A 24,807-nucleotide genomic window follows, 5' to 3' on the forward strand; every position below is an offset into this window, starting at 1 on the left:
CAACCTGTTGCCTCCCGGACCCCCGATGTGCGCCCAACCCGCCCACGCACGGTGGCACACCCCCACGGGGACCCGGGGGAGGGGCAACCCGCAGCCCGGAACCCCACCCAGGACCACCCCACCCAGGATCGCCCGGCCCGGCCTCACCCCGCCCAGGCACCCCGCGCGACCAACACTTCCCGCAACCGGTCCGGCCGATCCGTCACCAACCCGTCCACCCCCAGGTCCAACAACTCCCGCATCACCGGCTCCTCGTCCACCGTCCACACGTGCACCTCCACCCCCCGCCGGTGCGCCGCCCCCACGAACCGCCCGTCCACCACCCGCAACCGACCCTGCACCCGCGGCACCTGCGCGACCATGCCCCGCACCGGCAACCGCGCCACCCCCACCCGACCCGACGCCCACAACGCCCCCACGTTGCGCGGCCCCATCGACGTCAACAACCCCGCCCCACCCCCACGCCGCAACCGCGCCAACCGCCGATCCGAGAACGACGCCAGGCACACCCGCCCCACCGACCCCGTCCGCCGCAGCACCTCCAACACCGGCCCCACCGCCGCATCCGCCTTCACATCGATGTTGAACAACGCCCCCGGCAACTCCTCCAGCACGTCCTCCAACCGCGACACCGGCTCCCGACCCCCCACCCGCGCCCGCCGCACCCGCGACCACGGCTGCCCCACCACCGCCCCGCTCCCGTCCGTCGTCCGGTCCAACACCGCGTCGTGGTGCACCACCACCACCCCGTCCGACGTGGCGTGCACATCCGTCTCCAGGTACCGGTACCCCTCCCGCACCGCCCGCACGAACGCCGCCAACGAGTTCTCCATCCCCGCCAACTCGTCCAGGTGCCAACCCCGATGGGCATAGGCACGGGGATGCGGTCCGGTCAGGTACGGGTGGGTCGCGGTCACAGCGCCAGAGTCTGCCCTGGCGGCGTGGCGTTGCCGTGACCGGTGGGTAGCCGGATACCGTCGCCCGCCATGGAGCTGGTGACCGAGGCCGTCGCGGGACGCCGGGAAGAAGCCAGGCACTGCGCCTGGTGCGGACGACGCCTGCCCGACAGCAGCCGCATCGGCCGCCCACGCCGCTACTGCGCCCAACCCTGCCGACAACGCGCCTACGAACGCCGCGCCGCCGTCCAACGCGGCGGCCTCCCCGAAGACGCCGTCGTCCTCTCCTCCGGCGAACTCGCCGACCTCCAGGACCGGCTGTTCCAACTCCGCTGCGCCGCCGAGGACATCGCCACCGCCGCCGCCGACGGCGCCGCCCGCACCGAACTCCACCGCCTCGCCGACGAACTCGTCCACACCGCCCGCGGCCTGGAACGACTGCGCTGACCGACCACCCCCACCACACCGACCCGACCACACCGAGATCACCCAGTCACCCCGCACCACCCCACCCCGGCTTGCCCACGCCACGTGATCTCCACCATCATGACGCCCGGGGTGGCGAGGAGGAGCGCGTGAACGGCGACGGCGCGTTGCACCGAGAGGTGCTCGACCGGGCCGACGTGGGGTTCGGCGTGACCGACCCCCACGGAGTCCTGACCTGGGTCAACCCGGCACTGGCCGAGGTCCTCGGCCTCCCCGCCGACCAGGCACCCGGCAGCTCCCTGCCCACACTCCTGCCCGGCGCCCCCCAAGGCCCCCGCGCCGGCATCGCCCTGCTCACCCCCAGCGCCTACTGGCAAGGCCACCGCTGGCTCGAAGTCGCCTGCCAACCCCTCGGCGACGGACGCCTCCTCTACCGCGTCGCCGACGTCACCGCCTGGCGCGACCGCGAACTCGAAGCCACCCACGAAGCCGACTCCCTGCGCCGCGCCCAGGTCCTCGGCCGCATGGGCACCTGGGAATGGCGCGTCCCCGAAGACCGCGTCATCTGGTCCGACACCCTCCTCGCCCTCTTCGGCTTCCCACCCGGCACCACCCTCGACCTCGACACCTACACCGAACTGGTCCACCCCCAGGACCGACCCATGATCCAGAACACCCTCGCCGAAGCCATGCGCACCGGCGCCGGCTTCACCTACACCCACCGCATGGTCCTCGCCGACCACACCACCGAACGCTGGTTCGAGTGCTTCGGCGAAGTCGAAACCGCCCCCGACGGCACACCCCAACGCGTCCTCGGCACCGCCCACGACATCACCCGCGCCCGCCGCGTCCACGACGAACTCCTCGCCCTCGCCGAACAAGACCCCCTCACCGGCCTCGCCAACCGACGCGCCGTCACCCGCGAACTCGAACGCCAACTCGCCACCGGCGCCTCCGGCGCCATGCTCCTGCTCGACCTCGACAACTTCAAAGACGTCAACGACCTCCGCGGCCACGCCGTCGGCGACCGCCTCATGAAAACCCTCGCCACCGCCCTGCGCACCCGCCTCGACCACACCCACCTCATCGGCCGCCTCGGCGGCGACGAATTCGCCGTCGTCCTCCCCGGCCACGACCTCACCCAGGCCGCCCACACCGCCGACACCCTCCGCGACGCCGTCGCCGCCCTACCCCTCGTCGGCCCCGCCTCCCGCATCACCGTCTCCACCGGCGTCGCCCACTACGGCCCCGGCGACACCTGGGAACTCGTCCTCGCCAACGCCGACCTCGCCCTCTACGCCTCCAAAGCCGCCGGCCGCAACCGAGTCACCGTCTACGAACCCGGCCACTACGCCGACACCGCCAAACGCGTCTCCGTCCTCGACCGCCTCCGCACCGCCCTCGACCGCGGCGGCCTCGAACTCCACGCCATGCCCATGGTCCAACTCGCCACCCGCCGCACCCTCGGCCACGAACTCCTCCTGCGCCTCGACGACGGCCAACAACCCCCACTCGGCCCCGCCGAATTCCTCCCCGAAGCCGAACGCAGCGACCTCATCCTCGACATCGACCGCTGGGTCCTCTCCACCGCCATCGACGCCCTCGTCACCCACCCCGACCCCGAACTCCGCTTCAACGTCAACGTCTCCGGCCGCACCCTCGAAGACGAAGGCTTCGCCGGCTTCGTCCTCGACCGCCTCGCCGGCGCCGGCGTCGCACCCGGCCGCCTCGGCCTCGAAATCACCGAAACCGCCGCCGTCACCAACCTCGACGCCGCCCGCGCCCTCGCCCTCCAACTCCGCGCCTTCGGCTGCCGCATCACCCTCGACGACTTCGGCTCCGGCTTCGGCTCCTTCGTCCACCTCAAACACCTCCCCATCACCGGCATCAAGATCGACGGCGAATTCGTCCGCAACATCGACGAACGCTCCACCGACGCCGTCCTCGTCTCCGGCATCATCGAAATCGCCCGCGGCCTCGGCCTCTCCGCCGTCGCCGAATGGGTCGAACGCCCCGCCCAGGTCGACGTCCTCACCCGCCTCGGCGTCCGCGTCGGCCAAGGCTTCCACCTCGGCCGCCCCCAACCCCTCGCCACCGTCCTCGCAACCCAACCCACACCACCGAACGGCGCATTGTCACCCCACCTCACCGGTGCGGAGGATGGAGCACGCTCCTGACCCACCCGCCCGAGGGGACACCCACCACCGTGCCCGCACCCCACCACCCCTCGCGCGGCCTGCGCCGCGTCGAACTCGCCACCCCCCGACCCGAACCCGTCACCGAGTTCTACGCCGCCCTCCTCGGCTGGATCGTCATCGCCGAACCCGACGGCGCCTTCACCGGCTGGATCGGCGACCGCCTCGCCACCCGCATCCACACCGGCCACACCGGCACCCGCCTCGTCTTCGCCGACACCACCCCCCGCGACCTCCACCACGGCGCCACCACCGACCGCGGCCGCGTCCTCCACGGACCCTGGGCACCCCCACCCCGCCCCGGCGAACCCTGCTGGGTCGAACACCACGGCCCCACCGACGACCACCACTGGACCACCCAACTCGGCTGGACCACCCGCCACCCCGACGCCGACTTCACCCCCTACGACACCACCGGCCACGACCCCCGCCCCGTCGCCGGCCGCCTCACCACCGCCCACGGCGGCTGGACCCGCTACTACGCCGTCCCCGACGCCACCCGCACCACCCACCACGCCGAACAACTCGGCGGCACCACCCTCACCGCCCCCACCCCCGTACCCACCGGCACCGTCGCCGCCCTCACCGACCCCGACGGCAACACCTTCGCCATCCTGGAGAACCCCACCGGCTGGGGCGGCACCTGGGCTGAGCACTGACCCCACCGCCCGCCACCACCCGACCGGCGGGGGAGAAGCCACACCGGGGGAGCGACACCCACCACCGCCGGCCAGGCCAGGCCGGATCAGGCCAGGTCAGGTCACGGTCACCCCGCCAACCCCGGCGGAAAACCACCCGTCGCCACCGGACCCCACCGCTCCACCGACACCCGGATCAACACCTTCCCCTGCCGCACCATCGCCGCCCGGTACTCCTCCCAATCCGGGTGCTCACCCGCGATGCACCGGTAGTACTCCACCAACGGCTCCAACGCCCCCGGCAACCCCAACACCTCGGCCCGCCCGTCCACCTGCACCCACGGGCCATCCCAGTCATCCGACAACACGCACAACGACACCCGCCCGTCACGACGCGCGTTGCGCGACTTCGCCCGCCCCGGATAGGTCGACACCACCACCCGACCCTCCCCGTCCACCCCACACGCCACCGGCGACACCTGCACCCCGTCACCAGCCCGCCGCGTCACCAACAACGCCCGATGACGCGGCCGCACGAACTCCAACAAACCCTCACGGGACACCAACTCGGCAGTAGCGATCCTCGGCATACCCACACCCTAAAAGGCCACCCCACCCCGACACCGCCACCGGGGGACCGGGGGAGCGGCACCCACCTACTCCCCACCCGACCCCGGCAACCGCCCCAACGACGCATACGTCCGATTACCCGCCACCGCCGCCCGCCGCTCCCGCGCCGTCGCCTCGATGTAGTTCTGCGACGTCGCCAACGACGCATGACCCAACAACGCCATGATCTCCGACGCCGACGCACCGTCCTCCGCCAACCGCGTCGCGAACGTGTGCCGCAACGCGTGCAAACTCGCCCCCGACGGCACCCGGTCGTGCAACCCCGCCCACCGAAAACACGACCGCACCAGGTACTCCAACCCACCCCGACCGATCGGCTCCCCATGCCGATCCCGCACCAACGCCGACCCCCGGTCGAACCGCGCCCGCGGAAAACGCCGCCGACACGACCCCAGGTAATCCTCGATCACCCGATCCATCGCCGGCTCGATCGGCACCGAACGATCCCGACCACCCTTACCCGCAACGTGCAACCGCCGCTCACCCGGCCGACCCACCACCGACGCCAACGTCAACGTCCGCATCTCCGCCGACCGCAACCCCGCCACCAACCCCAACGCCAACACCAGCACATCCCGCTCCGGCCACGGATCACGCCCCCGCCGCACCCCCTCCGCCGCCGCCGCCAACAACCGCTCCGGCGTGTCCTCACCCCGCAACGGCTTCGGCACCAACGGCGGCGTCTTCGGCCGCGCCACCGCACCCATCGGATTGCCCGGCACCAACTCCTCCGCCACGCAGAACGTCAAGAACTGGTTCCACGTCGACCACGCCCGCAACACCGACGACTTCGCGTGCGAATCCGCGAACACCCCGAACGCCGCCCGCAGGTTCCCCGACGTCAGGTCCTCCACCACCAGCTCGTCCGGGGGAGTGGACACCGCCTCCGCCAGCAGCACCGTGATCCCCGCCAGGTCACGCCGGTACGCCGCCGTCGTGTGGGGGGAGTCCTTGCGCGGGCGACGGGCGAGGAAGAACGACTCCTGGGCGGCAACAACGCGCATGACGATCTTCCTACCGCACGGCACCGACAAAACCCGGAGGCCGAGCGGGACGCACCCGCGCGGATCCCCCGGCGACCATGATCAATTCATGGATAATGGCGATTATCCATGAATTATGGGTCCGGAAGGGGCCGGAGCCCCGATCGGGGGATGCCCCTTCCCGGGACCCTCCACCGGCCGCCCGGACGTCCCCGGCACGTCGTGTTCGACGTGCACGCGCGTGTCGGCGGGCGCACCTGCGGGTCCCGGTGGTCGACGGGGCCGCGCCGTGCGGGGGTCGACCGGCCGGGAGTGTTGATCATCGTGGCCGTGTCGGGCGTGACGCCGTGCGCGGTGTCCGGTCCTCGTGGTTCAGCACCCGTGATCCGTCACTGTGACGTTTCCGGGGTGCTGTGGCGGGGTCCGATCCCGCCCGGGGTGTCGAGGCGCTCCCGGCTCGTCGCCCCGGTTCCGTGGCCGGGCCCCGTCCTCGGTGCGGCGGTCGGCATCGACCGGCGTCGTGCGCTCGTCGCGGGCGTCGGGTGTGCGGCGGTGGACGTGTGCGGCTCGTGTGCGGTGTGCGAGGCGTGTTCGGCCGGTGTGGATCACCCTTGCTCCGGGCCTGGTCAGCGCCCTGTGCCGGAACGCCGATAATCTACATTATGTTAAGTAAGCGGTTCGGGCCCGTTCCCTGCCGGTCCGGCGGCGGCCGGGTCGTCGAGGTGTTCGCGGATGCGTTCGCGCAGCGGTTTGTCGGCCAGTGCGCGCAGTGCGGCGTCGACGGCGGCGGACAGGGGGTGCGGGAGTTCGGCGTCGAGCTGGAGGGCGGCGGCGTTGGTGGCGTGCCACTCGGCGTCGAGGGTGGGTTTGAGGGTGCGGGCGCGGTCGGTGAGGTGGACGAGGCGTTGGCGGGCGTCCTCCCCCGGTGTCAGGTCGACGAGGCCGTCGCGGCGCATCTGGTTGACGGTCTGGCTGACGGCGGAGTGGGTGATGCCGATGGTGTCGGCCAGCCAGCGGATGGATCGGGGTCCGTGGGCGTGGACGAGTTGGACGATCGGGGTGTAGCGGGGGCGGAAGTCGGGGAGGCCGAGGTCGGTGTAGACGTGGGCGAGGTCGGCGTCGAGTTGGTCGAGCAGGTGGCGCAGGCGGGTGCCGAGGACGAAGCGGTGGTCCACTCCCCCAATCTAACAGCGCTGTTGTTGTGGTGGGTGGTGTCGGTCGGGTGGGCGCCAGACGGTGGTGGGTTTGACGTCGACGCCTTCGAGGTCGCGGGGTACGGGGACGTGGTGGGTGGCGAGGGGGGTCCAGTGGCGGGGCAGGAAGGAGCGGTGGGGGTCGCCGACGAGGACGAGGGTGCCGCGGTGGTGGGCGGCGAGGAGGAAGGGTTCGACGCGGGCGGCCATGTGGCGGTCGTAGAAGACGTCGCCGGCGAGGATGACGTCGACGTGGGGTTCGGTGTCGAGCAGGTCGTGGGTGGTGATGTGGAGGGTGTGGTGGTTGGTGGTGGTGTTGAGGTGGATGGCGGCGGCGGCGAGGGGGTCGGTGTCGTTGGCGGTGACGTGGCCGCCGGCGTGGGCGGCGGCGAGGGCGACGAGGCCGGAGCCGGAGGCGAGGTCGAGGACGGTGCGGCCGGTGACGAGGTGGGGGTGGTCGAGGACGTGGCGGGCGAGGGCTTGGCCGCCGGCCCAGGGGAAGGCCCAGAAGGGTGGTTCGGGGGTGCCGGTGTCGTGCCAGAGGGTGGTGATGTCGTCGGCGGTGTGCAGGTGCAGTTCGGGGGTGAGGGGTACGGGGCGGGGGGTGGTGGTGGCGCGGATGAAGTCGGTGGGGTCGGTGGTGTGCATCAGGCGGGGAGGGGTTGGGGTCGTAGTTCGCGGCACAGGTGGTCGAGGGAGAGTCCGACGGTGTGGGCGAGGGCGGCGACGGTGAAGAAGGCGGGGGTGGGGATGCGGCCGTGTTCGATCTTGCGGAGGGTTTCGACGGAGATGCCGGCGGCGGTGGCGACGTCGGTCGTGCTGCGGGGGCCGCGGGCTCGGCGGAGGGCTTGGCCGAGGCGTTCGCCGCGTTCGCGTTCGGCTGGGGTGAGCGGCTGTCGCACCATGGGTGTGACGGTAATACCGGTCGGAGCGGTGTGACTATCACGGTGGACGGGTCGCGGGTGCTCACAGTCCCCCGCTGACGCGCAGGACGGCGCCGGTGGTGAAGGAGGCGGCGTCGCTGAGGAGCCAGGCCACGGCCTCGGCGATCTCCTCGGGTTCGCCGGCGCGGCCCAGTGGGATGAGGGGGGCGACGCGGTCGGGGCGGTCGGGTACGCCGGAGAGTTCGTGGATGGTGGTGCGCACGGTGCCGGCGGCGACGGCGTTGACGCGGATGCCGCGGGGGCCGAGTTCCTTGGCCAGGCCGACGGTCATGGCTTCGACGGCGGCTTTGCCGGCCGCGTAGTGCACGTACTCCCCCGGTGCGCCGAGGGTGGCGGCGACGGAGGACAGGGAGACGATCGATCCGCCCCGGCGCAGGTCGCGGGCTGCGCGGCGGGCGCAGAGCAGGGCGCCGAGGACGTTGACGTCCAGGACGCGGCGCAGGTCCGCGGTGCGGAGGTGTTCGAGTGGGCCGACGGGGCTGGTGATGCCGGCGTTGATGACCACGCCGGTGGGTCCGCCGAGTTCGGCGGCGGTGTCGAACAGGGCGTCCACGTCGGCCTCGTCGGAGACCTCGATCCGCATCGCGATGCCGTCGACCTCGCGGGCGAGGGCTTCGGCCTGGGTTTGGGCGGTGCGGTAGCCGATGAGGACCCGGTTGCCGTCGCGGGCGACGCGGCGCACGACGGCGGCGCCGATCCCCCGGCTTCCGCCGGTGACGACGATCAGGCCAGCCACGCGGTCACCTCGGCGTCGACGAGGTCGGTGTGGGAGACGAGCATGTGGGCGAGTCCGGGTACCTGGACGAGGCGGGAGCCGGGTACGGCCGTGTGCAGGGCGTCCTGGACCGGCCGGAACGCCGGGTACTCCTGGTCGCCGCGCACCAGGAGCAGCGGGGCGGGCCAGTGGGGTGCGTGGGCGAGGACGTCGAGGTCGCGGGCTGCGTCGCGGGCGGCGGGGGTCCAGTCGTGGTGCAGTCCGTGGTGGGCGGTGGAGGCGTCGACGACGGCTTCGGCGGTGACGGCGGGGTTGATCACGGCGATGCGGCGCACGGGGGTGAGGCGGCGGGCGGCGGTCAGCAGGGCGATGTGCCCGCCGGCCGAGCCGCCGACGAGGTCCACCGGTGCGGGGGCGGTGCCGAGGCGGTCGCGCAGGTGTTCGAGCAGTGTGGGCACCGCCGCGACCGAGGACTCGACGAGGGGCGCGTACCAGTCGGTGATCGGGTCGGCGCCGGTGGTGTCGGGTGGGGTGGTGGCGGGGAGGGCGGGGTAGACGCGCCAGGCGGGGACGTCGCGCAGGGGCAGTGCGGTCGCCATGTCCTCGGGGGTGCCGGGGTGGCCCACCAGGTGCCACAGCAGCACGAGCCGGTCGGTCGGTCCGTGGGCGGGGGGCAGTGCCACGTACCGCACGCCGGCGGCGGTGCCGTGGACGGTGCCGGTGGTTCCCTTGATCACCATGGGGTCGAACCTAGGGCCTCGGGGGTTCCCGTGGTGTCCACTCCGCGCGAACCCCGTGTCACCCGGGAGGGGTGATCGGGTTGCGGTGTCACCCGGTCGGGCCTGCCTGGTGGTGTGCGGGGGGTGCGGGGTCGTCGTCGGCGGTGCCGGGGACGGCGGCGTGGAAGAGCCGCGTGCCCAGGGCGTGCAGGTCGTCCATGCCCACCGTGCGCAGCGCCTCGTCGGGCAGGGCCAGCAGGGTCACCGCGGTGCCGAGGAAGTAGGCGTCGAGCACGCCGGCGTCGCGCGGGGAGCCGGGGAGGCCGGCGGCGGCGTGGAGTCCGGCGGAGGCGCGGGCGTTGGAGGCGGCCATGCGGCCCAGTGCCTCGCGCACGCCCGGTCGGCGCACCGCCTCCAGGTACAGCTCGACCATGGCGAGCAGCTGGGTGGGGTCCTCGCGCACGGCGCGGCGCAGCAGCCCGGGGTAGAGCCGGGCCACCTGGGTCGGGGTGATGCCGTGCGGTGTGGTCTCCCGCAGGCGGCCCACCGCCTCGGCGTGCAGCCGCGTCATGCGCCCGGCGGCGGCCTCCAGGAGTGATTCGCGGGTCGGGAAGTAGTTCTTGGTGGTGCCCTCGGGCACCTCGGCGGCCCGGTCGACGGCCCGGTGGGTCAGTCCCCGGCCGCCTTCCGCGGCCAGCACCGAGATGGCGCAGTCGCACAGCAGCTCCCGACGGTTGTCGGAGCGGCGGCGGTGGGGGCGGCTCACGAGGACGGGACCCTATCCGACGCCCGGTGCGCGCCCGCCCGCGGCGGCCACCACCCGGCCCTGTTCCAGGACGAGCCACACCCCGCAGACGCAGCGCACGTAGTCGACCACGCCGCGGGAGGAGACGGGGTGGGAGGAGACCGGACGGACGTGCTCGGCGCTGGGCCACCCGCACGCGGGGCACCTGGAGATCACGGCACCCAGCGTGGTGTCATGGTTCAGTGCATTTCAACCCTTACGGCGGGGCCGCCGCGGAACTCGCCGCCGCCCTGGTCAACGCCGACCCCGGCAGCGGCCCCGAGGACCTGCTGCGGCTGCTGCGCGAGCACGGCTACCAGCCCCTGGGCGACCTCGACGCGGCCCAGGCCCGCGAGCTCACCGACTGGGCCGCCCGCCTCTCCCCCGTCTTCGACGCCGGCCCCGGACGGGTGGACCTGGTCAACGCGCTGCTCGCCGACACCGCCAGCAAGCCCTACGTCTCCACCCACGACCACCGGGCGCCCCACCTGCACTTCGCCCCCGAGGACGCGCCCACCGCGCACCGCGTGCGGGCCTTCACCGCCGCCGGGCTCGCCCACGCCGTGTGCGACGACCCCGCCCGCCTGGGCCGCTGCGCCCGCCCCGGCTGCGCCACCGCCTACGTCGACACCTCCCGCAACGGCCGCCGCCGCTACTGCACCACCCGCTGCGCCAACCGCGTCCACGTCGCCGGGCACCGCCGGCGCGCCGGTCAGGCCCACTGATCGCCCTGGTCGCCGCTGAGCACCCGGCGGCCGAAGCGGGTGTGGTCGAACTCCGCGGACTCCCCGATCAGCGCCGATCCCACGTCCGTGCGGCCCCGGAACCACGCGTGCCCGAACAGCGCGTCGCGGTGCAGCACCACCCCGCCGAACAGCGCCCGGCCCCCGAACCGGGCGCGTCGGAAGTCCGCCGTGCCGTACACCTCCGCGCCCCGCAGGTCCGCCCGCCCCGACACCTTCGCCCCCGCCGTCACCAGCGACCCCGCCACCTGCGTCGACCGCCACGACACGTTGCCCGTGAACACCGCCAGCGACCACGACGCCGACCGGGCGAACAGCGCGTCGGTGAACACCGCGTGCCGCAGGAACCGCGCGCCCGAGAAGTCCGCGTCCCCCGTCACCGTCGCCGCCCCGAACCGCGCGTCGCCCACGAACACCGCGCCCACCAGGTCCACCCGTCCCACCCGGCACCCCGACAGGTCCAGGTCCACCAGGATCGCCCCGGGCGCCACCACGTCCATGCCCGGCCAGAAGTCGCCGCCCGGCCGCAGGTGCGACACCAGTTCCCGCTGCACCCGCGACCGCCACTCCACGTCCAGGCCCCGGCTCACCCCGCCGCGCAGCGCCGCCAGCCACGTGTCCACCACCGCCTGCCGCCGCCGCGGCACCCGCCGGCCGATCTCGGCCAGCAGCAGCAACCCCTCCCGATCCCCGCACCGGAACAGCCGGTTGGCCTCCCGCCACACCGACACCGGGGAGACCGCCGCCGTCCCGGGCGCCACCCGGCGCCGCGCGTGCTCGTCCAACAACGCGTCCGACCGGGCCGCCTGCGCGTGCCGGACCCCGGCCCACACCACGACGACCACCGCCACCGCCACCGGCACCAGCCACGAGGACATACCCCGATCATGCCCCCACCGGGCGCCCCCGCGGACCCGGCCACCCCTGCGGCCCCCGAAGCCACGCGCCGACCACCCCGCGCGGCCCCGGGTCGACCGCCCGGAGTCGATCACCACCACGGCCGCCGGCCCTGGCCTAGGGTGCGCACCATGGACCTCACCGACGCGTGCTTCGCCGGCGCCGCGGGACAAGCCGAGCTGATGCGCTCCGGTGCGCTCACCTCCCGCGACCTCGTCGCCGAGTGCCTGCGCCGCATCGAGCGCCACGACCGCCGGCTCAACGCCTTCCGGCTGGTCTTCGCCCGCCAGGCCCTCGCCGACGCCGGGCACGCCGACGCCCTGCGCGCCCGCGGCCACGACGCTCCCCTGCTCGGCGTGCCCGTCGCGGTCAAGGAGGACATCCCGCTGGCCGGGCTGCCCACCACCCGCGGCACCGCCGCCGTCGACACCCCCGCGGCCGCCGACGCCGAGATCGTGCGCCGCCTGCGCGCCGCCGGCGCCGTCCTCGTCGGCCGCACCCGGATGCCCGAACTGGGCCTGTGGCCCCACACCGAGTCCACCTGGGCCGGCGCCACCCGCAACCCCTGGTCACCCCGGCACAGCCCCGGCGGCTCCAGCGGCGGGTCCGCCGCCGCCGTCGCCGCGGGCCTCGTCGGCGCCGCCGTCGGCACCGACGGCGCGGGCTCCATCCGCATCCCCGCCGCCTGCACCGGCCTGTTCGGCCTCAAACCCGGACGCGACCGCGTTCCCCTCGGCCCCGGCACCCACACCTGGGGCGGGCTCGTCGCCGCCGGACCCATCACCCGTCACGTCCGCGACGCCGCCCTGCTGCTCGACGTCCTGGCCCCCGGCCGCGACCACACCGCCGCCGTCACCGACACCGCCACCCTGCGCATCGCCGTGTCACTGCGCCCCTGGGGTCCCGGCATCGGCCTGCGCCAGGAGGTCCGCGACGCCGTCCTGGACACCGCCGGGCTGCTCGCCGACCTCGGCCACGACGTCACCCGCCTCGACCCCGACCTGCGCGAACTCTCCGGCTCCACCGGTTTCGCCACCCGCTACCTGCACCACGCCGCCGACGGCGAAGCCGACCTCGAACGACCCGACCGCCTCGACCGCCGCACCCGCGTCGTGGCCGCGCTCGGCCGCCGCCTGCCCGGCGCGGCCGTGCGCGCCGCCCTGGCCCAGCGGCCCGGCCTGACCGCCCACGCCAACCACGTCGTGTTCACCGACCACGACCTGCTGCTGACCCCCGTGCTGACCCGCCCGCCCCTGCGCGTGGGCGAATGGCGCCGGCTGCCCGCCGTGGCCGCCCTGCTCGCCGCCGCCCGCATGACCGCGTTCCTGCCCCTGTGGAACATCACGGGCAACCCCGCCGCCGCCGTCCCCGCCGGGCACACCGGCACCGGCCTGCCGCTGGCCGTGCAGCTCGTCGCCGCCCCCGACGGCGAAGCCGTCATCCTCGCCGCCGCCGGCCAGCTCCAACGCGCCAGACCCTGGACCGACCGCCGACCACCCGCCACACCCTGACCCCCGCGGTCCGGCGGGCCGGCGGTTCCCGCCGTCCGGGTCAGCCGTCAGCGGCCGGTGGCCGGGGCGGGCGCCCCGCGGCGACGCGGCGCACCAGCTCCGCCGCCTCCGGACCCGCGTCCGGCGCGGACAACCGGGCCAGCACCTCCTCCCGCACCACCGACCACACCCCCACCCCCGCGGCCAACGACCGCAACCGCTCCCACGCCTCCCACACCGGGTGCGCCACCACCGCCTCCCGCCGCAGCTCCACCGCCCGCGACACCCACCCCACCCGCAGGCACTCGTCCACCCCCAGGTCCACCAACCGGCCCGCCGCGCCCCGACCACCCGTGGCCGCCAACCCCCGCCGCACCCACTCCAGCGCCTCCCCCGACCGGCCCGCCTCCCGCAACACCGTGGCCACCCGCAGGTAGTGCCACCCCGAGGACAGGTCCCGCGTCAACACCAGCACCTGGAGATCCACCTCGCCGGTGTGCTCGGCCAGCTCCTCCACCACCCGCAGCAGCGCCCACCGCTCCCGGTCGTAGGCCCCGGTCCGGCCGAACCCGATCACCGGCAGCCGCTCGAACCGCGCCACCGCCTCCGCCCGGTACCGGGCCAACCCCTCCTCGCCCAACGCCGCCGCGTACGCCGAGAGCCGCACCTCCGGCGGCTCGGCGAACCCCGTCTGCAACCGCAGCAGCCACCCCGCCAGCCCACCCGGCTCCGGCGGGTCCGCCGCGCACGCCACCGCGTGCAGGTCCACCACCCGGTCCACCAGCTCCGACAACGCCGCCCGGTGCTCCCGGTCCCCGGCCACCGCCGCCACCAGCAGCTCCGCCACGTCCTGCGCCGCCCGCCGACCCGCGTCGGGATCCCCGCGCACCAGCTCCGACAACCGCGCCACCACCGCCGCCAGCTCGTCCCACCGCGTCGCCCACGGCCCGGCGGAACGGTCCAGCGCGGTCGCGGCGCGGTTCGCTAAAGCGTGCACCGCGACATCCAACCGCACCCCGCACCCACCCGCGTGCCCACCCGAACGGCCCTCCGCCGGGCGCACCCACCGCCCCCACCACGGACAACGCCGAAAAAACAGGGGCGCCGGCCTCCGCCGACGCCCCACCACGCACCGCGTGCGAGGAAGATCACTCCCTCGGCGGCTCCGACTCCGGCGACGGCGGGCCGGACGGCTCCGCCGCCCCGCCCAGCTCCCGCGCCGAGGACCCGCCCGACGCCAACGACCCCGGCGCCGCCGCACCCGCCGACAACGACCCCGCGCCCACACCCGCCGACCCCAGCGACGCGGGCGCGGCCAGCGGGCCCGGCACCTCCTTGCGGGCCACCGCCTCCGCCGCCCGCACCGCCTCGGCCACCGCCGGGTCCGGCGCCGTGTCGAACCACTCCGCCACCGACGCGTCGTCCTCCTCCGGCCTCGACACCGGCGGCTCCTCCTTCGACGGCTCGTAGCGGAACACACCGTCCTCGCCCGGCGTGCCCAGCATCCGCGCGAACCCCTCCAGCGCCTTGCCGTAGTCCGACGGCACCAGCCACACCTTGTTCGCGTCGCCCTGCGCCATCTGCGGCAGCGTCTGGAGGTACTGGTAGGCCAGCACCTCCGGCGTCGGCCGGCCGGCCTTGATCGCCGCGAACACCTTCTCGATCGCCTTCGCCTGACCCTGCGCCTGGAGGTACCGGGCCGCCCGCTCGCCCTGCGCCCGCAGGATCCGCGACTGCCGCTCCGCCTCCGCCGCCAGGATCGCCGCCTGCTTGGCGCCCTCCGCGGACAGGATCTGCGACTGCTTCTGCCCCTCCGCGGTCTTGATCGCCGACTCCCGCTGACCCTCCGCGTTCAGGATCATCGCGCGCTTCTCCCGGTCCGCGCGCATCTGCTTCTCCATCGAGTCCTGGATCGACGGCGGCGGGTCGATCGCCTTGAGCTCCACCCGCGCCACCCGGATGCCCCACCGGCCCGTCGCCTCGTCCAACACCCCGCGCAGCTGGTTGTTGATCTGGTCGCGGGAGGTCAGCGTCTCCTCCAGGCTCATCCCGCCCACCAGGTTGCGCAGCGTCGTGGTCGTCAGCTGCTCCACACCCACGATGTAGTTGGAGATCTCGTAGACCGCCGCCCGCGGATCGGTCACCTGGAAGTACACGACCGTGTCGATCGACACCGTCAGGTTGTCCTGCGTGATCACCGGCTGCGGCGGGAACGACACCACCTGCTCGCGCAGGTCGATGCGCGCCCGCACCCGGTCGAAGAACGGCACCAGGATGTTCAGGCCCGGCGCCGCGGTCGTGCGGTAGCGGCCCAGCCGCTCGATCACCGCGGCCGTGGCCTGCGGGATCACCAACACCGATTTCACCGTGACGATCAGGACGAACAACACCAGGACCGCGATGACGATCAACGTGGTGGTCATCGACTCCAGCCTCCGCTCAGGCCCCGGACAGCACCACCGCGGTCGCGCCCGAGATCTCCACAACAGTCACTTCCACGCCGGGCTCGATCACCCCGCGGTCCAACGACCGCGCCGACCACACCTCGCCGCCGATCCGCACCGTCCCGCCGTGCGCGTCCACCCGGGACACCACGACCGCGGTCGCGCCGACCAGCGCCTCGATGCCCGACCGGTGCCCGGTGCCCAGCTCCATCCGGCGCTTGAGCGCCGGCCGCGCGCCCAGCACCAACCCCAACGACACCACACCGAACACCACCGCGCTGATCAGCACGGGCGCGCCCAACCCCGCCGCACCCGCCGCGCCCAACGCGGCCACACCCAACATGACCAGCACGAAGTCACCCGACAGGACCTCGGCGGCCACCAGCAGGACACCGAGGATCAACCAGATCAACGACGCGGCCACCCCGCCATCCTCGCACCTCCGGGAAGCCCGCGGGCGCAGACGGGCACACCCGGAGGTCGACGGTCGATCACGACCGGCCCGGTCTCACCCCGGTTCGGTGACGAAATCGATCAACCGCTCCACCGCGCCCAGCAGCGGCGTCTCCAGGTCCCGGAACCCCGACACCCCCGCCAGCACCCGACGCCACCCCTCCCACGGCTCGCCCCAGCCCAGCGCCGCGCACACCCCCTCCTTCCACGGCACCCCGCGCGGCACCCGCGGCCACTCCGCGATCCCCACCGACGACGGCTTCACCGCCTGCCACACATCCACGTACGGGTGACCGGTGACCAGCACGTGCTCGTCGCGCACCGCCGCCACCAGCCGCGACTCCTTGCTGCCCGCCACCAGGTGGTCCACCAGCACCCCCAGGCGCCGCCCCGGGCCGGTGCCGAACTCCGCGACCCGCCCGGCCAGCTCGTCGACCCCGTCCAGCGGCTCCACCACCACCCCCTCCACCCGCAGGTCGTGGCCCCACACCCGCTCCACCAGCTCCGCGTCGTGCACGCCCTCCACCCAGATGCGGCTGTCCCGGGCCGTGCGCGCCCGCAGGCCCTCAACCCGCACCGAACCCGACGCCGACCGCCGCGCCGCCGGTGCGGCGGTCGGCGCGGGACGCACCAGCGTCACCGGTGCCCCCTCCAGCAGGAACGCCGCCGGGCGCAGCGGGAACACCCGCTGCCGGGCGTGCCGGTCCTCCAGCACCACCCCGCCCGACTCGAACCGCACCACCGCGCCGCAGAACCCCGACGCCGGGTCCTCCACCACCAGGCCGACCTCGGCCGCCACCTCCGGCACCACCCGACGCCTGCGCCCCGCCGTCACGTCCCGGCCGTAATCCTGTGATCGCACGCCGCGCGACGTTACCGCCACCGCGCCCCGCCCGCGGGGATCAGGCCCGCCGCACCGCCGGGTGGTCGGGGTAGAACGCCGCGTACACCCGGCACCACGCCGCCAGGCGGTCCCCGTCGACCACCGACGACAACCACTCGATGCGCCCCTCCAGGTCGTCGCCCAGGTAGGCGAAGTCCACCGCGTCGCCGGCCGCGTCACCCACGCACGCCCGCGGGTCGATCGCCACCAGGCCCCGCGGCCCCGCGTCGAGCACGTTGCCCGGGTGCAGGTCGCCGTGCAGCAGCACCTGCGGCACCCGGTCGCGCGCCAACCGCGACGCCTCCTCGTGCGCCCGCGAGTGGTCACCCGGGTGGCGGCGGGCCAGCAGCCCGAACACGAAGTCCACCCGCCGCGCCAGCGGCGGGAACCCCGGCGGGGCGGGCACGTGCAGCTCCCGCAGCACCTCCGGCAGCTGCGGGCCGTCGGTCGCGGGCGTGCCCGGCTCCAGGCCCTCCAGCAGCAGCGCGCCCCGCGCCGGATCGACCCGGAGCACGCGCACCACCCGCGGCGAGGGCTCCCACGCCCGCAGCGCCGCGCACTCCGCGACGGCCAACCCCGGGTCCGGCGTCACCTTCAGCACCACCGGCTCACCCCCGCGCCGGCACCGCAGGGCGTGCGACGTGCCGCCGCTCAACGGCCCCAGCACCTCCAGGCCCCAGTCCGCGCACAACCCCGCCACCAGCGACGGCAGCCCCGCCAACCACGGGTCCACGCCCCCGCCGAAACGCCGCCGCATCCGCCGCGCCAGACCCCCGTCGTCCCCGCCCACCGGATTCGTTCCCACAGGGTCCGCGCCGGTCATCAGCGGTCCAGCCGGAGGACGAACTCCTCCACGTCCCCGCCGACGACCGCGGTCAGAACGCCGGCCAGGGGATCGCCGGCCACTCGCCCGACGGCTCCGGGTACACCCCCGCCGCCAGCAGCTTGTCCACCCGCTCCGCCAACGCCCGCACCTCCGCGCGCGTCAGGTGCCCGTGCAGGTCCTCGCCCAGCCCGCCGTCCAGACCCGACCGCACCCGGCGCAGCGCCTCCACCGCCTCCGGCGGCAACGGCTCGCCCAACCAGCCCCACAGCACCGTGCGCAGCTTGTCCTCGGCGTGCAGGCAGATCCCGTGGTCCACCCCGTACACCCCGCCGTCGACCGCGTGCAGCACGTGCCCGCCCTTGCGGTCGGCGTTGTTGACCACCGCGTCGAACGCCGCCATCAACGCCATCCGCGGGTGGTCGGCGTGCACCAGCACCGCCGGCTCACCGAAGCGGTCGTGCGCCCGCAGCACCCCCCGCCACCCCGGCCGCACCTGCTCCTCGGCCACGATGTCGACCAGGTCGTCGTCCTCGCGGGTCTCCACCCACAGCTGCACCATGCCCGGCCCGAACGGACCCGGCCGCAGCACCGTCGGCGGCACCAGCCCCAGCCCCGACGCCTCCGACACCAGGAACGTCGCCACCTCGCGGCCGGCCAGCGTGCCGTCGGGGAAGTCCCACAGCGGCCGCTCGCCCCGCACCGGCTTGTACACGCACTGCGCGGTCACCCCGTCCAGGGCGATCCGGCAGAACAACGTCGTGTTCGAGGCGTCCACCAACCGGCCCTCGACCTCGACGCGACCGCGGGTCAGCAGGTCGAGGACCCCCTCGTCGCCCGGCCGCACGCGCCGCTCAGCCCTCGTCCGAGCGCCGGTAGCCGTTCTGCCGCGGGCACACGTGCCCCTCCGGGTCCAGCGGCTCCGAGCACAGCGGGCACGGCTTGCGGCCCGCCTTGACCACCCGCTCCGCGCGCTCGGCGAACGCCCGCGCCTCCACCGGGCTCAGGAACACCCGGACCGCGTCCGGGCCCTCCTCGGTGTCGTCGAGCACGACCGCCTCGTCGACCTCCTCCTCGGTGATCGCGAGCAGCTCGACGACCACCGCGCTGGACTCGGCGTCCCAGCCCAGCCCCATCGTGCCGACCTTGAACTCCTCCTCGACCGGCACCTCCAGGGGTTCGGTGTCCCGGAGGTCCTCGGGGACGTCGTCGGGGACCTCCGCGCCGAACCGCCGCTGCACCTCCTCCAGGAGCGAGCCGATGCGCTCGGCGAGTACGGCGACCTGTTGCTTCTCCAGCGCCACGCTGACCAGCCGGGCCTCCTCGGAGGCCTGCAGGTAGAACGTGCGCTCGCCAGGTTGCCCGACGGTCCCGGCGACGAACCGGTCGGGTTGGCGGAATACGTGGATGACGCGTGCCATGACAACGACGACCCTAGGCCACCCGGACAAGATCGGCAGCCCTGCCCCGGCTTTTCCGTCACGTCCCGCCCGACGGGACGCCCCCGGCACCGCCGGGCGGCCCCACCCGGGGTGTGCGGATAAGGTGCCGACGTGGTCGAGATCGCACCGTGCGGCACGTGGAGCTCACCCGTCGACGCGGCCCTCGCCGCCGCGGCCGGGGGCGGCGTGGACTGGGTCGACCTGCACCGGGGCCGGCCCTGGTGGACCGAGGGCCGCCCCGCCGAGGGCGGCCGGGTCGCGCTCGTGCGCGACGGCGAGGACCTGCTGCCGCCGCCGTGGAACGCGCGCAACCGCGTCCACGAGTACGGCGGACGACCCTGGGTGGTCCTCGACACACCCGGGGGCCCGCGGGTGGCCTTCACCCACTGGGACGACCAGCGGATCTACCTGTTCGACCCCGACGACCCCCGGCCCGAGCCCCTCAGCCCCGAACCCGACCGCCCGCACGGCCTGCGCTACGCCGACCTCACCGCGGGCCCCGGCGGCCGGGAGGTGTGGTGCGTGCGCGAGACCGTCACCGGCCCGGCCCGCACCGACATCCGCCGCGAACTCGTCGCCCTGCCCCTCGACGGCTCCCCGACGCGGGTGCTGGCCGCCAGCCACCACTTCATGACCGGCCCGCGCCTGTCGCCCGACGGCCGCCGCTACGCCTGGATCGGCTGGGACCACCCCCGGATGCCCTGGGACGGCACCGAGCTGTGCGTGGCCGAGATCGCACCGGACACCACCCCCGGCACCGACCCCGGCGCTGCCCCGCCGCCGCACCGCGTCCTGGCCGGCGGCCCCGCCGAGGCCGTCTGCCAGGTCGAGTGGGACGGCTCGGACCTGCTGGTCCTGACCGACCCCGACGGCTGGTGGAACCTGCACCGCGTCGACCTCCACGGGCACGCGGTCAACCTCGCCCCCGTCCGGAGGGAACTGGGCGGCCCCCTCTGGCGGCTGGGCAACCGCTGGTTCGCCACCATCGGCGGCGGCCGCCACGCCGTGCTCGCCGCCGGGCGACTGGCCGTGCTCGACGAACGCGGCCGCACCGTCACCGACGTCGACGTGGACCTGCCCGTCTGGCACGGGCAGCTGGCCGTGCACGACGGCGTGGTCGTCGGCTCCGCCGCCGGACCGCACACCGGGACCGCCGTGGTGTCGCTCGACCTGTCCACCGGCGAGCTGACCACCCACACCCGCGGCCACGACGAGCCCGCCGGGCTCGCCGCCTACCTGCCCACCCCCGGGACGCGCGTGTTCACCGGCCCCCACGGCGAGGTCCCCGCCCACGTCTACCCGCCCCACAACCCCGACTTCACCCACCCCGAGGACGAGCGGCCCCCGTACCTGGTGCACGTCCACGGCGGCCCCACCGGCCGCCACCTGCCCGTGCTCGACCTCGACATCGCCTACTTCACCAGCCGCGGCATCGGCGTCGTCGCGGTCGACTACGGCGGCTCCACCGGCCACGGCCGCGCGTTCCGCGAACGGCTGCGCGAGCAGTGGGGCGTCGTCGACGTCGACGACTGCGCCGCCGTGGCCAGGGCCCTGGCCGACGAGGGCACCGCCGACGGCCGGCGCCTGGCCATCCGCGGCGGCAGCGCCGGCGGCTTCACCTCCGCGGCCTCCCTGACCTCGGTCGACACCTACCGGTGCGGCATGGTCGCCTTCCCCATCCTCGACCTGGCCGGCTGGACCGGCGACGGCGGCGAGACCCACGACTTCGAGTCCCGGTACGTCACCGGCCTGGTCGGCCCCTGGCCCGAGACCGCCGACCGCTACACCGAGCGGTCCCCGGCCCACCGCGTCGACCGGCTGGCCGGACCCGTGCTGCTGCTCCAGGGCCTGGAGGACGAGATCTGCCCGCCCGACCAGGCCGACCGCTTCGCCGCCGCCCTCGACGGCACCGGCGTCCCGCACGCCTACCTCACCTTCGAGGGCGAGCAGCACGGGTTCCGCAAGGCCACCACGATCGTTGCCGCGCTGGAGGCCGAGCTGTCGTTCTACGGGCAGGTCTTCGGCTTCACCCCGCCCGGGGTGCCGGTGCTGGACCTGCGCCGATGACCCACCCGGCGCGCCACCTCGACCGGAGGGCCGGGCACGCGGCCACCGCACGACGCTCCCCGGCGGGCACCACCTCCGGCTCCGGCCCGACCGCCGACGGCCCGGGTGTCGGTCCCGGCCCGGGCGCGGCGGGGAGCCCGTGACGCCGACCGGCGGTCCACCCCTGCTGCACCCCGGCGACCGCGTGGTCGTCATCAGCCCCGCCGGCCCCGTGACGCCGACGCTGCTGGAAGCGGGCGTGGCGTGCCTGCGCACCTGGGACCTCGACGTCCGGGTCGCCCCCGAAGCGCGGACCACCCACCCCACCCTGCCCTACCTCGCCGGCCACGACGCCGACCGCGCCCGCAGCCTGCACCGGGCCTGGACCGACCCGGACGTGGCCGGCGTGCTGTGCGCCCGCGGCGGCTACGGCAGCGCGCGCCTGGCCGACCTGCTCGACCGGACCGCCCTGTCGGCCCACCGCAAGGTCTTCCTCGGCTCCAGCGACACCACCGTCCTGCACGACCTGTTCCGGCAGGCGGGCATCCCCACCTGGTTCGGCCCGATGATCGCCACCACCGCCTTCGTCGAGGACACCGCCGCCCGCGACCACCTGCGCCGCGCCCTGTTCACCGGCGTGACCTCCTACCGGGGAACGGGCCTGGTGCCCGGCACCGCCCGCGGCACCGCCGTCGGCGGCACCCTCACCCTCCTGGGCGACCCACCGCCACCCGACGGCGCGATCGTGCTGCTCGAAGACGTCAACGAGGAGCCCTACCGCGTCGACCGGATGCTCACCGGCCTGCTGCGCTCCGGCTGGTTCGCCCACGTCGCCGGGATCGTCCTGGGCTCCTGGACCGGCTGCGGCGACCTCGCTCCCGTGATCAACGACCGCCTCGCCGGCCTGGGCGTGCCCGTGGTCGCCGACACCCCGTTCGGGCACTGCGCCGGGCAGCTCACCCTGCCGCTGGGTGTGTCGGTGGAGATCGACGGCGGCACCGGTGTGGTAACCGTAGGCCCGTGAAGATCGACGTAGCCGACGGGACGTTCGACGCCCCCGTCCGGGAACCCGCCTCCGGCACCGGCCCCGGCATCGTGCTGGTCCAGGAGATCTTCGGCCTGGACGACTACCTCACCTCCGTGGCCGCCGACCTCGCCGCCCTCGGCTACGTCGTCGCCGTGCCCGAGCTGTTCTGGCGCGTGGCACCCGGTTGGTCCTCCGGCCACGACGAGGCCGGCGTCACCGCCTCGATGGAGGTCGCCGGCCGCTTCGATTTCGCCCTCGGCGTGTCCGACGCCATCGCCACCCTGCGCCGCCTGCGCACCCGCACCGGCCGCGCCGGGATCCTCGGCTTCTGCCTCGGCGGTTCCATCGCCTACGAGGTGGCCGCGGCCGCCGACCCCGAAACCGCCGTGTCCTTCTACGGCTCAGGCGTGCCCGACCGCCTCGACCAGGTCGGACGCATCACCTGCCCGATCCAGTTCCACTTCGGCGGCCGAGACCCCTACATCCCGCGCCCGGCCGTGCAGCGGGTCGTCGACGCCGTCACCGCACTGCCCAACGCCGAGATCCACGTCCAGGAAGAAGCCGGGCACGCCTTCCACAACAACGTCGCCCCGCAGTTCCACAACCCGGAAGCCGCGGCCGCCGCGTGGGAGCTGACCACCCGCTTCCTGGCCCGCACCCTGCCCACCTGACGCTGTCCTCCTGCCCCCGGCCCCACCTCCTCACCCCAGGCCACCTCACCCGGCCCGTGTCGGTCGCCCCGGTGTCGGTCGCGGGCCATGTGGCCCGCGACCGACACCGGGGTCCCCACCGGCGCGCTCACCGACCGAAGGCCAGCAGCACGTCACCACCGTTCGGGTTCGGGTACTCCGGCGAGTACCCGGCCTGCACGTACACCATCCCGTCGGCCACCACGGTGCCCCCGCCGCCACCGGAGATCGCGCCACCCCGACCGGGCAGCCCGTTGACACCCGTGAAGTCGCGCACCGTGTCGTAGGTCCACAGCACCCGACCGTCCCGCGCCGAGTACGCCCGCAGCTTCCCGTCGTTGGACCCCTCCCACACCAGACCGGGACTGCCGGTCACCGCCGGCCCGTGACCCAGCGTGCACACCTCCGGATGGGCGGCCGCACCACCGGTGGTGCACCCGTCCGCCGGGTTGGGCGTCTCCCACAACACCCGACCGGTCGCCGGGTCCAGCGCGAACAACGTGCCCGGGAAGGCGAAGTAGGTCGCCACGTAGAGCCGCCGCCCGTCGAAGCTGGAGCCCCACTGGATCCCGCCGATCCCGCCACTGGGCCACGGCACCCCCAGCTGCCGCCGCCACACCACCTCACCGGTGGCCGCGTCGAACGCGTGGTAGACGCCCAGCTTCTGCCCGACACCCACCAGCCTGCGCCCACCCGCGGTGAACAGGTTCGGCGTCGCCCCGATGTCGTAGTCCAGCGCCGAACCGTCCTGCAACCCCGGGCAGAACCCCGACGGGTCGGGGCTGTTGCACAACCCCCGCCACGTGTCGGCCTCGGTCACCTGGTTGCGCCACTTCACCGCCCCGGTCCGGTGGTCCAGCGCCAACATCGTGTCGAAGTCACCCGCGCTGCCGGTGTAGTTCTGACCCGTGCCCACGTAGACCGTGCCGCTGCGCGGGTCGACCACGGGCGAACTCCACACCCCCGCCCCGGACGGCTCGTAGCGCGTCGCCCCGCTGGGCCACGTACCCACCGCCTGCGGCTCGGGCACCGTGTAGTGCCGCCACACCAGCTCACCGGTGCGCGCGTCGAGCGCGTCGATGTGCCCACGGAACGTGCAGCACGGGTAGTTCGGGTCGTCGGTCGACCCGTCCGCGCTGTTGTTCGCGTTCTCCCCGCTCGACGTGCCGACGTAGACCTTCCCGTCGTGCACGATCGGCGAACTGGTCACCGTCGCCGCCGGGTGCGCGTCGACCTGCTCGGCCCACACCACCCGCCCGGTGCGCTGGTCCAGCGAGTACACGTACCCCCGCAGGTCACCGAAGTACACCCGCCCACCGGACACCGACGGGCTGTCCCACACGATCGCCGGCCGCGCGCCCGGCGCCACCCCGGACAGGTCCGTCGTCCACCGCTCCGCCCCGGTCCGCGCGTCCCGGGCGTAGAACTTGCCGTCCGGCCCGCCGAAGAACATCGTCCCGTCGACCACCGCGGGCTGGCTGCGCACCGGCGCCGCCGACCGCGGGAACGCGAACGCCCACTTCAACGTCAACCCGCCCACGTTGTGCGGGGTGATCCGCCACTCGCCCGCCGCGTACCGCGACCCGGCCGCATCCCTCGACCACGTCGCCCAGTCACCGGACCGGTACGGCGAAGCCGAACCGGCACCCGCACCCAGCAACACGACCGACGAGGCGACCGCGACCACCGCGACGACCCGTTTCCGCACCGCCATCCCATCTCCCCCTGCCGTTGGTGGAAAGCACCT

General features: G+C 74.5%; 28 protein-coding genes. 8 read left to right on the top strand and 20 right to left on the bottom strand.

Going from position 1 to position 24,807, the window contains the following annotated elements; all coding sequences use genetic code 11:
- Window positions 1-143 precede the first annotated feature (143 nt).
- The gene (locus Q5530_RS23490) at window positions 144-917 is read right to left on the bottom strand and encodes a glycerophosphodiester phosphodiesterase family protein (RefSeq protein WP_415364914.1); all 774 of its coding nucleotides are present in this window, start codon (window positions 915-917) and stop codon (window positions 144-146) included.
- Between the two features lie 69 nt (window positions 918-986).
- On the opposite strand from Q5530_RS23490, the gene Q5530_RS23495 reads away from it, so the two are divergent.
- Window positions 987-1,343 (top strand): hypothetical protein, encoded by a 357-nt coding sequence (locus tag Q5530_RS23495; RefSeq protein ID WP_415364915.1) that lies wholly within the window; start codon window positions 987-989, stop codon window positions 1,341-1,343.
- Window positions 1,344-1,381: 38 nt separating this feature from the next.
- Here the strand turns inward: Q5530_RS23495 and Q5530_RS23500 are convergent, their stop codons facing one another.
- On the bottom strand, window positions 1,382-1,969 hold the full coding sequence (locus Q5530_RS23500) for a hypothetical protein (RefSeq protein WP_415365139.1): 588 nt from the start codon (window positions 1,967-1,969) through the stop codon (window positions 1,382-1,384).
- Here Q5530_RS23500 and Q5530_RS23505 point away from each other — a divergent pair.
- Together Q5530_RS23505 and Q5530_RS23510 are read left to right on the top strand one after the other, a co-directional pair.
- A complete protein-coding gene (locus Q5530_RS23505) occupies window positions 1,886-3,499 on the top strand; it encodes a putative bifunctional diguanylate cyclase/phosphodiesterase (RefSeq protein ID WP_415365130.1) in 1,614 nt (537 codons plus the stop codon). The two genes, Q5530_RS23500 and Q5530_RS23505, sit on opposite strands and share 84 nt — an antisense overlap.
- Window positions 3,500-3,528: 29 nt before the next feature.
- On the top strand, window positions 3,529-4,176 hold the full coding sequence (locus tag Q5530_RS23510) for a VOC family protein (RefSeq protein ID WP_415364916.1): 648 nt from the start codon (window positions 3,529-3,531) through the stop codon (window positions 4,174-4,176).
- Window positions 4,177-4,283: 107 nt separating this feature from the next.
- Here Q5530_RS23510 and Q5530_RS23515 read toward each other — a convergent pair whose 3' ends face one another.
- The 9 genes from Q5530_RS23515 to Q5530_RS23555 form a co-directional block, all read right to left on the bottom strand.
- The gene (locus Q5530_RS23515; protein ID WP_415364917.1) at window positions 4,284-4,745 is read right to left on the bottom strand and encodes a PPOX class F420-dependent oxidoreductase; all 462 of its coding nucleotides are present in this window, start codon (window positions 4,743-4,745) and stop codon (window positions 4,284-4,286) included.
- Between the two features lie 66 nt (window positions 4,746-4,811).
- Complete coding sequence (locus tag Q5530_RS23520; RefSeq protein ID WP_415364918.1) at window positions 4,812-5,789, bottom strand: tyrosine-type recombinase/integrase; 978 nt, start codon at window positions 5,787-5,789, stop codon at window positions 4,812-4,814.
- Between the two features lie 644 nt (window positions 5,790-6,433).
- Window positions 6,434-6,943, bottom strand: coding sequence for a MarR family winged helix-turn-helix transcriptional regulator (locus Q5530_RS23525; protein ID WP_415364919.1), 510 nt, complete (start codon window positions 6,941-6,943; stop codon window positions 6,434-6,436).
- A 9-nt stretch (window positions 6,944-6,952) separates the two neighbouring features.
- The gene (locus tag Q5530_RS23530; RefSeq protein WP_415364920.1) at window positions 6,953-7,609 is read right to left on the bottom strand and encodes a class I SAM-dependent methyltransferase; all 657 of its coding nucleotides are present in this window, start codon (window positions 7,607-7,609) and stop codon (window positions 6,953-6,955) included.
- A complete protein-coding gene (locus Q5530_RS23535) occupies window positions 7,609-7,866 on the bottom strand; it encodes a helix-turn-helix domain-containing protein (protein ID WP_415364921.1) in 258 nt (85 codons plus the stop codon). Before Q5530_RS23535 ends, Q5530_RS23530 begins: the two co-directional genes overlap by 1 nt.
- Before the next feature lie 61 nt (window positions 7,867-7,927).
- Entirely contained in the window at window positions 7,928-8,641 is a 714-nt protein-coding gene (locus tag Q5530_RS23540) for an SDR family NAD(P)-dependent oxidoreductase (protein ID WP_415364922.1), read from the bottom strand.
- Window positions 8,629-9,360, bottom strand: coding sequence for an alpha/beta fold hydrolase (locus tag Q5530_RS23545; protein ID WP_415364923.1), 732 nt, complete (start codon window positions 9,358-9,360; stop codon window positions 8,629-8,631). The genes Q5530_RS23540 and Q5530_RS23545 overlap by 13 nt, the downstream gene beginning before the upstream one ends.
- Window positions 9,361-9,448: 88 nt before the next feature.
- Window positions 9,449-10,105 carry a TetR/AcrR family transcriptional regulator gene (locus tag Q5530_RS23550; protein WP_415364924.1) on the bottom strand — a complete coding sequence of 219 codons (657 nt, stop codon included), beginning with the start codon at window positions 10,103-10,105 and terminating at the stop codon, window positions 9,449-9,451.
- Window positions 10,106-10,117: 12 nt separating this feature from the next.
- Window positions 10,118-10,300 carry a hypothetical protein gene (locus Q5530_RS23555; RefSeq protein WP_415364925.1) on the bottom strand — a complete coding sequence of 61 codons (183 nt, stop codon included), beginning with the start codon at window positions 10,298-10,300 and terminating at the stop codon, window positions 10,118-10,120.
- 26 nt (window positions 10,301-10,326) lie between these two features.
- Here Q5530_RS23555 and Q5530_RS23560 point away from each other — a divergent pair, with 26 nt between their 5' ends.
- Window positions 10,327-10,848, top strand: a complete 522-nt coding sequence (locus tag Q5530_RS23560) for a CGNR zinc finger domain-containing protein (protein ID WP_415364926.1) — start codon at window positions 10,327-10,329, stop codon at window positions 10,846-10,848.
- On the opposite strand, the gene Q5530_RS23565 is transcribed toward Q5530_RS23560, so the two are convergent.
- Window positions 10,836-11,744 (bottom strand): pentapeptide repeat-containing protein, encoded by a 909-nt coding sequence (locus Q5530_RS23565; RefSeq protein WP_415364927.1) that lies wholly within the window; start codon window positions 11,742-11,744, stop codon window positions 10,836-10,838. The genes Q5530_RS23560 and Q5530_RS23565 overlap by 13 nt on opposite strands.
- Before the next feature lie 150 nt (window positions 11,745-11,894).
- On the opposite strand from Q5530_RS23565, the gene Q5530_RS23570 reads away from it, so the two are divergent.
- On the top strand, window positions 11,895-13,274 hold the full coding sequence (locus tag Q5530_RS23570) for an amidase family protein (RefSeq protein ID WP_415364928.1): 1,380 nt from the start codon (window positions 11,895-11,897) through the stop codon (window positions 13,272-13,274).
- A gap of 40 nt (window positions 13,275-13,314) precedes the next feature.
- Here Q5530_RS23570 and Q5530_RS23575 read toward each other — a convergent pair whose 3' ends face one another.
- The 7 genes from Q5530_RS23575 to Q5530_RS23605 form a co-directional block, all read right to left on the bottom strand.
- Window positions 13,315-14,250 carry a hypothetical protein gene (locus tag Q5530_RS23575; RefSeq protein ID WP_415364929.1) on the bottom strand — a complete coding sequence of 312 codons (936 nt, stop codon included), beginning with the start codon at window positions 14,248-14,250 and terminating at the stop codon, window positions 13,315-13,317.
- A 151-nt stretch (window positions 14,251-14,401) separates the two neighbouring features.
- Window positions 14,402-15,676, bottom strand: a complete 1,275-nt coding sequence (locus Q5530_RS23580) for an SPFH domain-containing protein (protein WP_415364930.1) — start codon at window positions 15,674-15,676, stop codon at window positions 14,402-14,404.
- A gap of 16 nt (window positions 15,677-15,692) precedes the next feature.
- The gene (locus Q5530_RS23585; RefSeq protein ID WP_415364931.1) at window positions 15,693-16,121 is read right to left on the bottom strand and encodes an NfeD family protein; all 429 of its coding nucleotides are present in this window, start codon (window positions 16,119-16,121) and stop codon (window positions 15,693-15,695) included.
- Between the two features lie 84 nt (window positions 16,122-16,205).
- Window positions 16,206-17,012 carry a DUF3097 domain-containing protein gene (locus Q5530_RS23590; RefSeq protein ID WP_415364932.1) on the bottom strand — a complete coding sequence of 269 codons (807 nt, stop codon included), beginning with the start codon at window positions 17,010-17,012 and terminating at the stop codon, window positions 16,206-16,208.
- A gap of 40 nt (window positions 17,013-17,052) precedes the next feature.
- Window positions 17,053-17,823 (bottom strand): aminoglycoside phosphotransferase family protein, encoded by a 771-nt coding sequence (locus tag Q5530_RS23595; RefSeq protein ID WP_415364933.1) that lies wholly within the window; start codon window positions 17,821-17,823, stop codon window positions 17,053-17,055.
- Between the two features lie 85 nt (window positions 17,824-17,908).
- A complete protein-coding gene (locus Q5530_RS23600) occupies window positions 17,909-18,703 on the bottom strand; it encodes an SCO1664 family protein (protein ID WP_415364934.1) in 795 nt (264 codons plus the stop codon).
- Between the two features lie 7 nt (window positions 18,704-18,710).
- Window positions 18,711-19,277, bottom strand: coding sequence for a DUF3090 domain-containing protein (locus Q5530_RS23605; protein ID WP_415364935.1), 567 nt, complete (start codon window positions 19,275-19,277; stop codon window positions 18,711-18,713).
- A gap of 132 nt (window positions 19,278-19,409) precedes the next feature.
- On the opposite strand from Q5530_RS23605, the gene Q5530_RS23610 reads away from it, so the two are divergent.
- From Q5530_RS23610 to Q5530_RS23620, 3 genes are all read left to right on the top strand, one after another.
- Window positions 19,410-21,365: a prolyl oligopeptidase family serine peptidase gene (locus tag Q5530_RS23610; protein WP_415364936.1), complete on the top strand. Its 1,956-nt coding sequence runs from the start codon at window positions 19,410-19,412 to the stop codon at window positions 21,363-21,365.
- 139 nt (window positions 21,366-21,504) lie between these two features.
- Complete coding sequence (locus Q5530_RS23615; RefSeq protein WP_415364937.1) at window positions 21,505-22,368, top strand: S66 peptidase family protein; 864 nt, start codon at window positions 21,505-21,507, stop codon at window positions 22,366-22,368.
- A complete protein-coding gene (locus tag Q5530_RS23620; RefSeq protein ID WP_415364938.1) occupies window positions 22,365-23,042 on the top strand; it encodes a dienelactone hydrolase family protein in 678 nt (225 codons plus the stop codon). The genes Q5530_RS23615 and Q5530_RS23620 overlap by 4 nt, the downstream gene beginning before the upstream one ends.
- Before the next feature lie 127 nt (window positions 23,043-23,169).
- Here Q5530_RS23620 and Q5530_RS23625 read toward each other — a convergent pair whose 3' ends face one another.
- Entirely contained in the window at window positions 23,170-24,774 is a 1,605-nt protein-coding gene (locus Q5530_RS23625) for a PQQ-binding-like beta-propeller repeat protein (protein ID WP_415364939.1), read from the bottom strand.
- Window positions 24,775-24,807 lie beyond the last annotated feature (33 nt).

Source organism: Saccharothrix sp. BKS2, assembly GCF_047689505.1.
GTDB lineage: Bacteria > Actinomycetota > Actinomycetes > Mycobacteriales > Pseudonocardiaceae > Actinosynnema > Actinosynnema lopnurensis.